The sequence below is a fragment of the Paenibacillus sp. EC2-1 genome (assembly GCF_049311625.1).
In the GTDB taxonomy this organism is placed as follows: Bacteria; Bacillota; Bacilli; order Paenibacillales; family Paenibacillaceae; genus Paenibacillus_AQ.
The window spans coordinates 22,647-37,641 of sequence record NZ_CP186007.1 but is presented as its reverse complement, the minus strand read 5'-3'; the positions used below and the strand labels follow the sequence as shown (position 1 = coordinate 37,641).

Annotated in this window: 4 protein-coding genes; all 4 read left to right on the top strand. The window is 47.7% G+C overall.

Annotation, left to right across the window (positions count from 1 at the left end; translation table 11 throughout):
* Window positions 1–7: 7 nt before the first annotated feature.
* From ACK8P5_RS25670 to ACK8P5_RS25655, 4 genes are read left to right on the top strand one after another with little or no spacing between them, the layout of a single operon-like run.
* The gene (locus tag ACK8P5_RS25670) at window positions 8–724 is read left to right on the top strand and encodes a hypothetical protein (RefSeq protein WP_422661746.1); all 717 of its coding nucleotides are present in this window, start codon (window positions 8–10) and stop codon (window positions 722–724) included.
* 8 nt (window positions 725–732) lie between these two features.
* Window positions 733–1,488 (top strand): hypothetical protein, encoded by a 756-nt coding sequence (locus tag ACK8P5_RS25665; RefSeq protein ID WP_422661745.1) that lies wholly within the window; start codon window positions 733–735, stop codon window positions 1,486–1,488.
* Complete coding sequence (locus tag ACK8P5_RS25660) at window positions 1,436–7,072, top strand: hypothetical protein (RefSeq protein ID WP_422661744.1); 5,637 nt, start codon at window positions 1,436–1,438, stop codon at window positions 7,070–7,072. The genes ACK8P5_RS25665 and ACK8P5_RS25660 overlap by 53 nt, the downstream gene beginning before the upstream one ends.
* A gap of 43 nt (window positions 7,073–7,115) precedes the next feature.
* Window positions 7,116–14,951: a hypothetical protein gene (locus ACK8P5_RS25655; protein WP_422661743.1), complete on the top strand. Its 7,836-nt coding sequence runs from the start codon at window positions 7,116–7,118 to the stop codon at window positions 14,949–14,951.
* Window positions 14,952–14,995: the final 44 nt, after the last annotated feature.

Here is a 14,995-nt window from a genome sequence, read left to right as displayed (position 1 = left end):
GATATAAATGTTAGGGGATAAAAATACAATGAATGACGCTCTTCGTCAAAGTCGCGCGGGACGGTTTCAATCGGAATCAGCATCTGAGGAGTACGTACAAGACGTGCCTAGAAATATTACCTTTGACCCCCCTGATTTTTCAGGAGAGACTGAGGAAAACCCGCCTACTTATTACGATCCTAACAAGATCGGCCAAAGTTATGCAGGGTTTGATGCAGATGAGGATCTGAATGAAGGTGAATTCGAGGAAGAAGATTTTCAGCTGGAAGAGGAATATTCGGAAGACGGACTAGGTTTTCAACCTCCTGCACCTTGGCGTGGTGCGAATGCTAATGAGTACCCCGTACCGCCATCTCTTCGACCATCCGACGGCGGGTTTATCGAAGATAGGCCAATCTTCCCGGGAGGACCACTCGAGTCTGAGAAGAACTCATGGAAGAAGCAGTTTGAAGGCGACGGTCACGAAGTGTTTTCGTCGCCTGCCGGAGGGGATATGTTCGTATGGCGTACGATGAGTCGGGTGGAATACAGGTCTCTTATGGCTCTACCGAACACGGATCCATTACAGCGTGAGGAGATTATTTGCGAAATCTGTGTCCTCTTCCCATACGACTACAACTTCTCGACCATGAGTGCGAGGAAGGCCGGAGTACCGTCGGTTCTAGCCGAGGCTATCATGAAAGAATCTGCATTTGATAAACCAGCGAATCCCGTTAGATTGTAGGTGAGCAGATGGATGACCGTCAGATCCGCCAACTCGTCGAGACACTCAAAAAGGAATACGATGAGTTGTACGTCACCTCGATCAGAAACGACGAGTTTATTTATAGGCCGCTAACTCGTAAAGAGTATAGACAAATCAAGGAGCAATATGCGGATGAGTATGATGCATTTGAAGCCGTCTGTAATACCACAGTCCTCTGGCCAAAACTAGATTTCTCGGGAAACGCCAAGGCTTACGCGGCTTCGCAGCTCGCCCCTCAGATTTTAGAAGTTTCAGGCTTCGGCAAAACACAGATCGATACGATGCTGCTGAGTGTATTTCGTCAACAGTTGGAATCGTTCGATCACTATGCAGAAGTTATCATAGCAACCGCCTTCCCGAATATAAGCTTCGAGGAGATGGATAATTGGACTAAGGAAAAACTTATGAAGTATTTTGCGCGAGCAGAATGGGCTCTAACTAAGTTGCGCGGTGTACAACTAGAGATCACAACTTCCGATCCATCGGAGGAAGCGGAGGCGCAATCGAAAGTGGATTATACAGAGTTGGCCAGAATCGTTCGCGAACAAGGACAAGACCCTATGTTTGTATTGCGTCATCTACATCAAAAGACAGAGGAACCTTATGCAGAAATGCCGCTGATCGGTGGATCAAAACAAGTTGATACATTGATTGCTGGTGCTGACGCATGGAGAGAGGGAGGGACACCGTATGGACGATATGACGTCATACGAAAACAGGTACAGAAAGTATCTAATGGATGATGCGGATACGTACCTCTCAGAGGATACCTCAAACCTAAACGTGATCACCGGAGGGATCGCCGCCGCGGGCTTGGCTGCCGGCGGCCTTCTTGCTTTTAAACGAGGTGGTTTAAAAAATCTGGCGCATTCTACTCTTGGTAAACTCGGTGAATATCGCAGAGGACCAATAAGTGGACTCAATGATTCGATCCGCCGATGGTCCGAAGAGGAGGGTATGGGTGAACTCGTAAAAGGCTTCAAGAGCTTGGCTTCCGGACGGATCGAGGAAGGTGGGCAAAGTATCCGTTCTTTTGTAGATGCGGCCAAAACGTTAGGTGGGCACCTTCGTAATGGAGTCGTTGAGCGGCAAGGGCGAGAGGCTGATCAAATAGGCAGGCAGTTAATCGATACAGAGTTCGATGCGGTACGGCGATATTCAAATATGATGAGCGAAATGCAGCGTCTACAGAAGTTCAAGGTACCTATGGAAAACCAGGGTCTGGCTCGTGAATTGATGGAAAAAGACATTATCAATGAAAGTATTCTTGATCCAAAACAGCAAGCTCTTCGAGAAAAGCAAACGGGTTTTAGATTTGCAACCATCGACGATTTGGTGAAGGCGAAAGAAATCGATGAAAACGACCAGTTCATCTTAAATGGCAGACTCTTATTTGAACAGGCTGGCAAGCAGGCGGACGATTTCATGAAGACAAAGGCCGATGACTTCATCCTCATCGACGGTCAAGGTAAGATATCAGATCTGCGAGATTTTCGTCGGACGTTTACAGAAGCTATATATTCAGCTACGACTGACTTCACCATTCCTCTGATCAAGATTAATCCACTGCGGATGTTCTATTTAGATCAGGTGTTCAATCCAAAGCTTAAGCCGTTCTATCATGTAGCTGCCCCGAGTGTTAAGAATCCAATTATCACAAACCATACGGGGCCAGCTGGAACGCCATACTTGTTTGTTAACGGGAAAGTGTATGACACGATGGAAAAGGCTGAGAACGGCACACTTAAAGCTATTGCAGACAATTACTACATGGTGGATGCAGATAAAGGACCTATAGCGAGATTCACGCGCAACATGTCTAACCTAACCGTATCTAAATTCATCGAGCCAAAAGAGGGTGACTCGCTATGGCGCAAGATATCATATGGAGTTTCAGATGCTTTAGATATCGGTCTGCAGCAAGAACCGCGAACTCAGTTTGACATCCTTGATCCTACGAGTTGGGGTGCTGGCCCGATTAATAAGATAACAGGGTTACTAGAACAGCCACGAGTATTCGAGGGAAAACTTGAAGACGCCTTTGGTAAAGATGCAGAGTATGTCTTCTTCCGTAAAGCGAAGACGAGAGAAGAGGCCGGCGGATTTGTGCCATGGATGCGACAGATTACAGCGGGGCGCGAAAACCTGAATGAAGTAACAACCTCTTCGCTATTTTTCTACGGCTTGTTTGAACGCTTGAACGCCACGCTCAATCAAGTTGGTCTAGGGTTATCGGGGAAGAACCTTGGCTCAGGGTTCGATATATTTAATGGACTCCTCATGTATCGTGTGGCTCCGATATGGGCTGGCGTAGAGATGTGGAACTACCTAAACTATGAATCGGAGAATCTGACCGGGGAGCAATTCGAAGACAAGTTTGCAAAGATGTATGCTGATACGTCGACGCAGTTGGCGAGACTACGTGATAATCTCGGGATTACGGATTGGGCGAAAGAGGTTTCACCGCTGCTTGTTGGTGGAGAGCAGATCGCAGAAATCCCTTTCTTTGGACAACTTCTAGATTTGAATGATTCAGAAGAAGAGACTAAAGAATATTGGCGTGACGGGGAAGTGGCTGTTCGAAAAGGGCGCTGGTGGCAACTAGGGAATACACCATATACAGGTGGAAAGGTTGACCACTTTGAACCAAACTGGGTTCGCCGAGTCCTTTCTGATTATAAGTACACAGATTCTCTATACGGAAGTCGGGAAGAGTATTTCCAAAACACGTGGATGCCGACACTACGTCACCCATTAGCTCCAATTAGACACTTCGTTACAGATCCGTATCACTATGAAGAGAAACATTACGACGATCGGCCTTACATGGCTACAGGTGGTATCGGCGAAATCGAGAGTGTACCGTTAATTGGTCCGGCGCTCAATGCGACGATAGGACAGATATTGAAGCCGCAAAGAACGATGCACGAAGACGAGTGGGGCAGCCAGGCTATCGCATTTGATAAGGAGTCTATGAAGAGTCTGCCAGCGCCAAATGTTATTACCGATGAGGATGACGATGGTCTGTATGATGCACCTTCAAACGATGGGGCTGCAGCCTTGTCCGCAGCCCCTCCAGTTCCCGTTCGAAACAAGTATGCAGATGCACTAGCCGTATATGTAACCTCTAGTGGGAATATTCAGTTGCTGCAGGCGGATTCTAAGAACGCAATCTATGAGGCAAGAGACGGGCTAGATGATCATTCGCCAGCATCGACGGGGCATTTTACACAGGCTCGCCTACCCCAATCCATTGCCTCGTTTGCGAGCGCCCCAGAAGATGGGGCGGCTATGAGTCCACTAGATTGGCAACAAACCGTTGGGAATCTGCACTATAACCTATCGGAGGTCGCGGGTTTCTACGGATTTATGAGTACGACAGCTACTGGTGAAATTGCGGCCAAGAAACCAGTCCTCCAAACATCGAGTGATATGACCGGCTACACCCGTGCGTTTTGGGATATGGATATCGGGGGTTATGGTGGAGACTTCAACGAAATCTTCCGTCGTTTTCTACCTGCCGACCGAAAGCTTAATGAAGTTAACAACATCCAGAACACCATGCCCGACTGGTTACCAGGGTCCGAATACTTCATTGATTTTCAACATGGCGATCCGTACGTCAAGGTGAAGAAGGGCGAGATGCGTCTTCCGGGAGAAGGTTATGAACGTCTCTATGGAATCAATTCCGAGAAGCTAATGAAGATGGAGATTGGTGCTTCGTTTATCGGATATGATGATACAAAAATCCGAGAACATCTGTTGCAGATGGATGCGGTTAAAGATGAGTCTCTCCAGCGCATCTTGGATGCAGGTACTGTCGCTCACGATAAATGGGAGAAGCACATGGATGAGGCTGGCATTGCTGTGAAGATGGAGCAGTACGTCAAGGATGAAGAGTCTGGAATCGGAGGATTCTACGATGTACTAGCCGACCAGGATAAGCTTATCGACTACCTCTATCAGAACGCCGCTGAGATAACCTACTATAACCCTACATATATCAATGATGGGCGATACGAACCACATGCAGAGCTTGGTGGCTTCTATTACGAAGGACAAAAAATAGATCTATCCAGTGAAGAGGATAAGGCTGGTTTTAAAGATTGGGCGTTAAAGCAGGGTGAGCAGAGTGTTGTTGATTTGAAGACACGTGGCACTCGTCGATATGAAGAGGATGAAGTTCACTTCGAGAACATGCAGCAGATCAACTTCTACGCACAACACGTTAACTCTGGTGTTAACTACCTAATTCACGTTAATCGTGATAACCCAGAAGATAAGCCAAAAGTATTCGCATTCGGTAGTAGCCCCGAGCTGTATCAATACTCGATCGATAAGGTGAATCGGGTTCGTGACCAACTCCGAGCAGAGATGGATAGTGGAGAGCTAAACCGCGGAGACCTATATGATCCAATAGATAGGTACCGAATTCTCGCGGACGTTGCTCCGTATTCACAGCAGTACCGAGATTTGAAGAGTCAACTGTCGCAGATGGATTTAAAAGATCAGGAACGCAAGGAGATTCAAGAAATCAACAAGCAAGTAACGATGAGAAAAGAACGTTTGCGTCTGTACCCTTATCGTTTTAAGACAGCCAACGTGGACGATGAGTATGTCACAGTGGATCACGTCATCGATAACAACACCTTTATCGCAAAAGAGCACCCAGATAATCCTATCCGACTCGCAGGTATTCGGGTTCCTACTGGCCAAGACGACCCGATTGCCGCTCGCGCAGCCGAGGAGATCGGACGAACGATAAAGCCAGGCAACCGTGTAAGGATCGCGTATGATGCAGATGAGGCAAATCGTATTAAGCGAGATACTTACAATACGATTCAATCTGTCGTTTATGATAAGCGGGGAAGGAATATCAACCGTTTCTTGCTGGAAGAGGATCTAGCCAAAGAACGGGAGACGGATTATTCACCTGCTGCAGTTCACGCTAGATTTACCGAACGACAGATTGCCGCCGGTGCGGCTTGGGAGAAGTTCGCTCACGCCGATACCGTGCTTCACACAAAGTTCCTGCAAGTCCGATCTCCGCTAGAGAGCTATGAACGGAGAGAGGTATACGGAAAGGATTGGCAAGAGTGGCAAGATCCGATCGAAGACTTCCTCGTTCCGGCGATTCAAAGTAATATGATCAAGCATCCTCTGGTAGCTATCGCGGGTGGTGCCTTGGTTGGTACGATGTTCGGATCCTTGAAGTCGAGCGATATCGGCGGTGAGAAGGTTATGGCCAGATACGGTAAAGTTGTTGGTGGGGTCGTAGGTGCAAGCGTCATGGGAATCTCCGTACTTTATCGGATGCTGTACGAGAATATAAATAAAGAAGCTTGGATACCCGAGCGTAGGCAGCGGGAGCGGGAGGTCGAAGAGTACTTTGACGTCCTGGAGTATATTAAGAATGATGCGATGTTTGAGAAGTATGCTGCGATGGCTAAAGAGCGGGAAGGCTTTGATGTTAAGTCTTACGTAAAGCGTAAAGAGATAGAAGGTGATGAGCGCAAGCGGCGGATTAAAGAGCTGACCGAAATCAAGCAACGTCTATATTCATCTCAGCCAAATCAGTGGAACAAGATCCTCGAAGATATTCGGGATCGTATGCAGTTAGATGTTACGGACCGAGACGACGCCATCAAGAAGATCAATAGCGAAATCAATCAGCTTAAGAATCATAGAGAGCTTTCGCCAATTACGCCGATTGCGGGTAAGGCGATACAGTATCAGCAGGCAAAGAAACAGACGATGTACGGATATGACGCGGGGGATCCGATCGCGAACGTAATGGGGGCATTGCCCAAGAAAGATCGTGAGTATCTAACTCCATTTATGGAAGCTCCAGAAGAGGAGCGTTCTCGCATTCTCGATATCGCTCCAAAATATATGCGCCGTATTTTGCAATCTGCTTGGGGTCAGCCGGTTGACGAGAAGGTAGCCCTTAATGAGTACTTCCGAGAACACCCACTCCCGGGAGGTAATTGGAAAGGGTGGTCTGAGAACACTAACCTAGAGGACATCAAAGTAAAATACGTAGAGCGCGTCGGCCTTGACCCATCCGAGTTCGATATCTGGCCTGATGACAGGGAGAAGGCAGCTCAGTTAGACGTCGGTGTTCCTGACATTCGCTCCGGGTCTGAGACGTATCGATCTTACGCTGACAAACTCAGGGATATTTTATCGTCCGCAGGGGTCGACGGAGTTACGGTCGACGTAGTAGAATCAGATTATGAGGGTGTCTCAATTGACATGGATATTGACCGGAATCGAAGAAACGATTTTAAGAACCTTGTAAACAGCGAGGGATCGAATGTATTGTAGGGGTTCGGCTTGCCGGACTCCTTTCTTTTAGGGGGTAGGAGTCATGGCATACAACAAGGAAAGTTCTATAGCCGATTACGTTTTAAACTACGATAAGATCTTTCGTGAGATACGATCTATTGCGCTGCAAGAAGACACGAAGATTAAAATTACAGAAATACACAATATAGCCGTAAATGTGTCCACTGTATTGACGCATGAAACGACACAAGCAAGAGTGCGACCGGCGAAACTATTGCCAGAAATAAAGGACGAAGTGATCTCATATATACGGGGGTTCGAGCGGGGAGAGACCTCTGGCATCCCTAATATCATGTCGTACTGGGTTCAAGATATGAACTTCTCTGTTAAGCCAGACGGTGGTGTCCGAAATTACGCAGAAAAAGCGGCCGAACGTATTGCTTCTTTGCCGAATGGCTTACAACAGGCTCTATTCGAAAGATCTTCTATACCGAAACAGATACTATCCGCAGATGTAGCAAAGGTCGCCTTATCTCGTCGAGAGGCGGAAGAAGCCTCGCTTGCGGCAAAAATAGCGTTAGAGGATTCCGAAAATAAGTCGGTGAAGATGGGGACGGCAGGCCTTGGTGGCAGTAGTCGTGCTAGTGCTCCCGCATTACCTGTGTCACTCGATCCAGATTACGCAGAGCACCAGTTCATGCATGTAGAGGATGTACTTTATCGATACAATACTGGCGACTTAAATGTCACCGAAGTAGACGGCAAACTAGTTCAGAAATCGAAGGAGATTAAATCTACACCCCTGTACGATTCGGAGCTCGATTTCATTACGAAGTATGCGGATTACTTAGGTGTCAATTCTGACACGACTGATCCGGATGTAATTCGTGAGCAAGTATTATCTCGATTGAAAGATGATGAAAAAACGAAATACCGACTAGATACAGATCGTAGGGAACTCCGGACTATTCGGTCGGCACTGCAGGAAGCTGACCAAGGAAAGGCGTCATTAACCGAGGCACTCACAGCAAGACAGGGTGAATCCATTATCGCTAGACGCGCTATTGAGGGAGCTGCCGCTGCAGGAAAAACCAATGATGAATTTCTCTTGTTTCAGGTTATGGCGGAGATTCGGCGTGGAGGTAATGAGGCTGACAAAAAACGTGCCTTAAAACTCTCAGTAGGGCGCCTGCCGTGGACTAGTCAAAACGCCAAGGACGTATCCGATCAGGTATCGCATGTACTTGATCGAATGGATGACAAAGCTGATTTTGTATACGCCGAAGCGAGGACTGCAAGCAAGTTCGTCCAAGATTACCACTCGTTTATCAGCAGCATGTATGGAGATCAGAGGTATTTCGATCAGGAGTTCCAGGGGTATATAGGCCGCGCCAAAGAGAGTACGATGGGCTCGATGAGTGAAGAGGAATATGAGAACCTACGTAAGCAGACGGCACGCTTATCACAGATGCGCGAAGCTAATGATCAACATATTAAAGAGCACTACCGATTAATGGATGACAAGAAAGTACGACCTCTCTCTCCAATCAATAAAATCCGTGGTGCTGTAGCTGAGTCCATTAACGAAATTGATGATGAGGCGAGCAAAAAAGCGACAGACAGTATGCCGAAAAATCTAAAAGATATGGTCGCATTACGTGAACGAATTAATGCAGATATCGATTCAGAGTACACAGCCGAAATCGAAGCTTATCAGCAACGCTACGATGCGGCTGTGGCCAGAAAGACAGACGAGTCTATCGATCAAAGTATTCGAGATCGTATTGCTCCAGATACTATCGCAAAGCCGGCGCCCCTATCAAAGGATCGACGTCGTCAGATTCTCGAGCAGCGTATCAAGGAAGACCCAGGTAATGAAGCGCGATTTACACTGGATACAATTGAGGCGTTGGAAGAATCGTGGAAGAGCCGAAGCGCAAAAGACCTTGATCTAAAAGAAAGTAATAAACAGTATGCAGTCGAGATTATAAAACCTCGTGAATCTACAGGGCGGTACGATGATCTGTGGAGACAAGTGGGTCGCGATGAACGAATCTATGTACCTGGTGATCAAGTTGGGCATAACAAAGTTGCATCAAGTCAGGGGATGGTGACTCTTCAAGCTGAGCACGCCCTGATTCGTGATGTACAGCTCGGGATGGATATCCCTGACCCCAAAGAGATGATTGCTGCCGTTGATGAGTATCGGTATAAATCTTCACTCTCTAAAGCGGATCTTAAGGCAAAGACGGATAGTGTCTTACAGGAGAATTTCATTGAAGTCATCTATGAGCAGAGATGGCTAAGTCAGGATCTACGAACAAAGAATGAAGAGCTCTACTCTTTCTTGAAGCTCGTGGAGAATCATACGAAAAGCACAGCCAAATCTATAGCAGTGGATGTAGACACGGTGAGTGTAAACGTATCTCCGCGTAACCTAGTTGAACAGTTATATGGCTTCATGAAGCAGGTTGACGACTATGGAACGAAGGAACGCACCGCCAGAATGCCGGCATTCTTAGATGACATGATCCGGACGCAAGCCAACTGGATGCTTCAACCCGGTCGTAGCGGAGATATCGCAAGTACCGCAATGGACGCATTGACGACAACCATTGATGAATATGGGCGCGGACAGAAGACAATTGATCTAACAGACCAAGGTTTGCTTCGGATGTGGAGTTTACAAGGTAAGAGTCCAGGGGAGATCGCAGAGATAGCGGCTAAGCTCCCAGATAAAACGATTACTGAGCGTCTACAAGATCATGTCTTCCTTGATGTTATGGGGAATATCCATAAGAAGTGGTTTGAAGATTCAAAAGCCGAAGGCAGTAATGCTGTTAACAACCTCATCTACGAGATTCAAGATATGCTTGTGGGTAGTGGGAAAACGGGCAGTGCGACAGAAGTAAAAGACGCCGCCGTGCGTGCTCGTCGTACGATGGAGAATTTCCCATACTATGCGCAGATCCTGCGGATGAACGATCGGGAGATTGATGCGACGCTGATAGAGCGAGGGCAAAAATTATTAGGCTCTCCGTCCATCCATGACGGCTCAGAATTCGAGATGTCCAAAAGAGAGAACGACGGAATTGCGCTTATTGATGATGAGGTTGATTCCCTCTATGAAGAGAGTATAAAGAAAGAACAACGCGTGTACGCAGATAGCGAAGGAGAAACCCGTATCTTCGATCCCGAACGACAGATTCTCTCTGGAAGTCAATCTGCTAATGAGGAAATTTTGGAGCGAAATCAAGACGTTATCCGTGAACGAATGTCTGGGTTTCAGGCGGCCGGTAAAGGCGACCTGCAACTCGCCCTAGATTATGCGGCGACACAAGGGAAAGACTCCATCAGTGCCAATATCCCGTATGAGGGGAAGGTTTACCCAGGTACGATTCGCAAGGGATCTCGCGGCGAGTATATCGCTGACATTCCTCAGATCGATCGGAAAGTCCTCTTGGTTGATTCAACACAGGAGGCTATTACCCATCACCAGATGGATAACATCAAACCTCTGCGGATGAATGGCGGGAGGAAGATGCCAGACGTTGTAGACCCGGGTCCATTGCAATCGAACTTCCCTTACGTCTACGACGAAATCCAAACATTATTCGGCGGAAACAAAACGCCATCGAGTCCATCGGATACGCTGGCACTCATGGATGACTTCCGGCGTGGTAACAAAGAGATCACATACATGGATATGGAGACAACGGGTGTCGATAACTCGAAGTTACCAAAACGAGTATTACAACCTCTTGAGGTCTATGCTCAAAAGGCACAGTGGGATCCGGATGCAGATGACTATATCCGTACGCGTAAGGGTGAGATTGGAGTTATCCGAGATGGGAAGCCTACGGTTGACTCCAGACATATCTTCCTTGATCCAACCGAAGATATGGATCGTTACCTAGAGAATCTGGTAAGTGACGATGGGCAAGGTTACGCGAATCGACTTAAGGCGACGGTGACTGAATCTGAGTATAAAGATCTTAGGAAGTTAAAAAGATTTAAAAAGAGTACGCCAGTAATATCGACTGGTCGAGGGAAGAATCGAGAGTACTCTATCGATGCAGCGAGCTTTGCTAACCTTGATCGAAACTCGCGACAAGCTATCCTCGATGTAGTTAGCCCTAAGACTGCAGCTAAACTTGAGAATCAGAATGCTCGGTTCTGGTACCTGCGGAACATGGCTAAGTTCGCTAAAAACGACAATTACGGTTACCATAGCGGAGACATTCCTTTCATGGGGCCTGCAGAGGAGTATATGGACGCCCTCCGCGAAGACGCCATTCGCGGTTCTCGTAATTTGCGTTTGGTTGGTGCAACCGACTCTATAGGTCGAGCTCGAGTTAGGTTTAGCCCGAATCAAGAGAAGATGAACCGTATCGACATGGTACAGAGTGTCGGTGGCTTCATTGGAGATGATCCGTTAGCTGGACAGAACGTAGCTGCAGCTGACTGGTCGAAGGTTCAGAGAGTTGCTTCTGAGAACGTTGCAGACGCGCAGATGAATCTACAGAGAGCGCTAGAGAATACAAGGACTAAGATTCAAGCGGCGCAGTCAGGTGTATTCGATCTATTTGGCGGACTTAGCGGTAGTGACGATGAGTATGCTTATGTTGAGCGTAAGCCGGCTAGAAAACGATCGAGTCCTCGTCCTGCAGAGAACGCTGTCGAATCCACGTGGAACAACAAGATTAGGATTGCCTATAAAGGCGACGATGATTATAAGATTCGAACGTTATCGAGAGACGAAGTGGATACACTCAGACAGGACCCCGAGGCCTTTGAGCAAAAGATCCGGAGCGGAGAAATCAAAAGGGTCGCGGGTGCGACCGAAGTTCAGCGAAGAGATAGACTTTTTGATCGCATGACGGAAGCAGAAGGTTCGAATTTACGAGTCACGGTCGGAGGCCGGGATTTATCAGAACAGATCGTACAGATGAAAGCTATTGAGGATCTGCTTCCTGCAGCTGGAGATATTGACGCAGGTTCGGTGATGAGTCAATACGATCAACTTGCATCACAGCTTAATCATTTGGAAGAGATAACCGGACAGGATTTCGGATTGAGCACAATTGCAAATGCGAAGGATGATGTCGCAAGAGCAAAAACAGCCGCACAAGAATTACCGAAGCCACGAGTTATTGAACAGATGTTTGCGTCAAAGATGGCATCACCAGAAGAACGCACCCATAATGCAAGGGCTCAAGTCGAGCGTTGGGATACGGCGTCCAAAGTTCCTACTAAGGGCGGAGCACTCCATATGGCTGATTACGACACAAAGGTCGGACTCGAGACTCTAGGAGAGGAAATGAAGGCGGTATTCTCGGCACCAGAAATGGATGGCTTCGAAGCTAGGCCTGTGCAAGCGGGAGACTTCGTTTCGCTTGATCGTAAATTACAGGATGATATGCCTAGAGGGGTTTATCAAGTTTCCGGAATCGACGACAACAGGACGGCGATGACATTACTTGATACTAGCGGTCAGTCGTTTACTGTAGCTGCGGATAGTGCCTCCGGATTGCAGCATAGATTCATGACACACTTTACGCCATTAGGTACAGATTCGCAGAAGGTAGAGACAGCGCGTATGCAATTTGCTGAGGATTCCGCGCGACGCATGATTGAAAGATCTTATCACTCTGCAGATACATTCGATGCACAAAGCCTTCATGCTGATGAGGTGTCCAGAGGTGTACCCCTGAATCAGCCGATTCGAAACCTAAATGAAGTGTATCAGAACATATCGTCAGACGGTCCACAAAATATCAGCGAATACGTGGCTGCACAAAATCCACATATCTTCGAAACCAATCGTCTTGGTGAACTAACGAAAGAAGTGCCCTCGATCCAGCAAAAGGATGCGATTCAATTAGCCGGAGGTTACTACAATAGCGCAGAGGGACAATCACGAAGATCCTTTTTGAATGATCTTCGGAGTATGCAAAACGTCGGGGCTGTATCTGATGACGAGGCGAAGAATATACTCCGGACTTTCAATGATCAGATCAAAGAGGAAGGGCGTCGCCGCGGATACATGCGCTCCGTTGAAAGTAAGGCGGCAGTGCAAATTCCAAAAGGTCACGGAAATCACAGCGGTTCAATTCGTAGTATCGATATGACGAGTCAGCAATCAGCGTCTCAATCGATTTGGAGTATGGCTCAATCGATGGCGGATGTAGGTCGCGAAGATCTCTTGCGTAGTGGCGTCGTTAACGTTTCGGAAGAGGCGGCAAAAACTCGCGCACTCAACGCCCATGTTATGCCAATCCTGATGCAAAACGGACTTATTGATCCATTTGAATCTACGCCTACAGTTGCCGCCGCCGCTCGTCAGATGATGAACCGAGAACTTGTAGATCCAGGCGTCGAATTAAATCCAGAGAAGAAGCAGGTATTGAAGTTTCAAGAGTACGATAGTTTGGGGTACGGTGGTCGAGATGAAGAATTCATTAATTTCATACAGGAGTCTCATGAGAAGATTTTGAGCGTACGAAAGGAGCAGATGACAGATCTGCAAAAACTTCGCTTCGACGCCCATCAGCGTATCCTTGAGGAAATGATGACAAGCGAAATTGGCTATCACCCGAATCTAGAGATCGAGTCTGTTCTTAACCGGTTTACAATGGGGGATGACTGGACACCGGAGTTGACGAACATCGTAACTAGGGGAGAAGGGCTTCGTTCACTTCCGCCAGAGGTATTGGGTCAGATTGGTCGAAGTCTGCAAGGCTCAACAACGGATATAGGTCGAAACACCTTGAATCAGATATACGGCACTTTGTTTCATCAAGCTACATCAGGTGGGCCAGATTTAACGGCTAGTCAGATGGAGGCCATGAAACAATTGAATTGGGTAAAAGATTCAACGAGCGAGGATTTTGCGAGACTCACGGAGGAGACTGCGGACCTCGAACAACAGATGCGTCATCTGCAAGGACGAGAGCGAGTGGAGATGGCTGGAGACGTAAGCCGAATGCTAGGTGAACTGGATATGATGAGTAAAACCGGCATGATGTTCAACCCGAATGTGCAGGATTGGCATGTCGGCGCGTCTGGCCAGAATGCTGCTAAGACATTCGGAAATGTCGATCTTCAAAGCTTGAAGAACATTGTCGATCGAACGGATACAAGATATACTGATAGTAGTGCGGCGGGGATCGTTCGTGATCAAGTGGAACAATGGTACGGAGCGGGAATGCCAGGCAGGAGTGTCGATGCACCGATCCAACCAATGCAGCTTAATTTCGAGCCTGCAACGATTGAGACGCTTCAAAGAGAGGGTCATTCAGAGAATCAAGCGAGAGATCTGCTTAGACAGATGAACGAGGATATCAAGGCTGCAGGCGCCACTCGACGCAACGGCCGAGAGATGACACCCCTGAATGTGATCGAGCAGAGCGCTGATTTAATACCTGAGCGAGAGCCTGGCGTAATTCGTAAACATCTGCAAAGCGCGACAGACACCGTAAAAGGTACATGGGACAATCTCGCAACTTCGGTTCGTGACAGCGGCATGGGTAAGGCGGCCGCATGGATCGCAGGACTCGGCCTTGCCGCCTATGCGACTCGTCAATTCTTTACTGCCGGAGATCCGCTAAAGGTAGAAAGTAGACCGCAGGGTCACGGAGGGCAAAGTCTCACCGGCTTCGAGAAGGGTGATGAGGCCCCGCCCAACCAAGCGTCAACGGGACAACAAAAAGTATATGCATCGCCACAAGGTGCTAAAGGATATACGATAAAGGCACGAGGTGTCGATAATAACAATGTCAATTATGACACAGTAATGAAGAAGATGCAGGAAGACCTCGGTGAAGTGAATTTGAATCTCCGAGACGAGCAAACATCAATGGATCGTAAGTGGCTCGAAGAAGTGATGGGTACGTATATCGATCGAGGTCATTTATAGGCGTGGGGTTTCACCCCCACGCGTTTCCTCTATCAAAGGGGTGT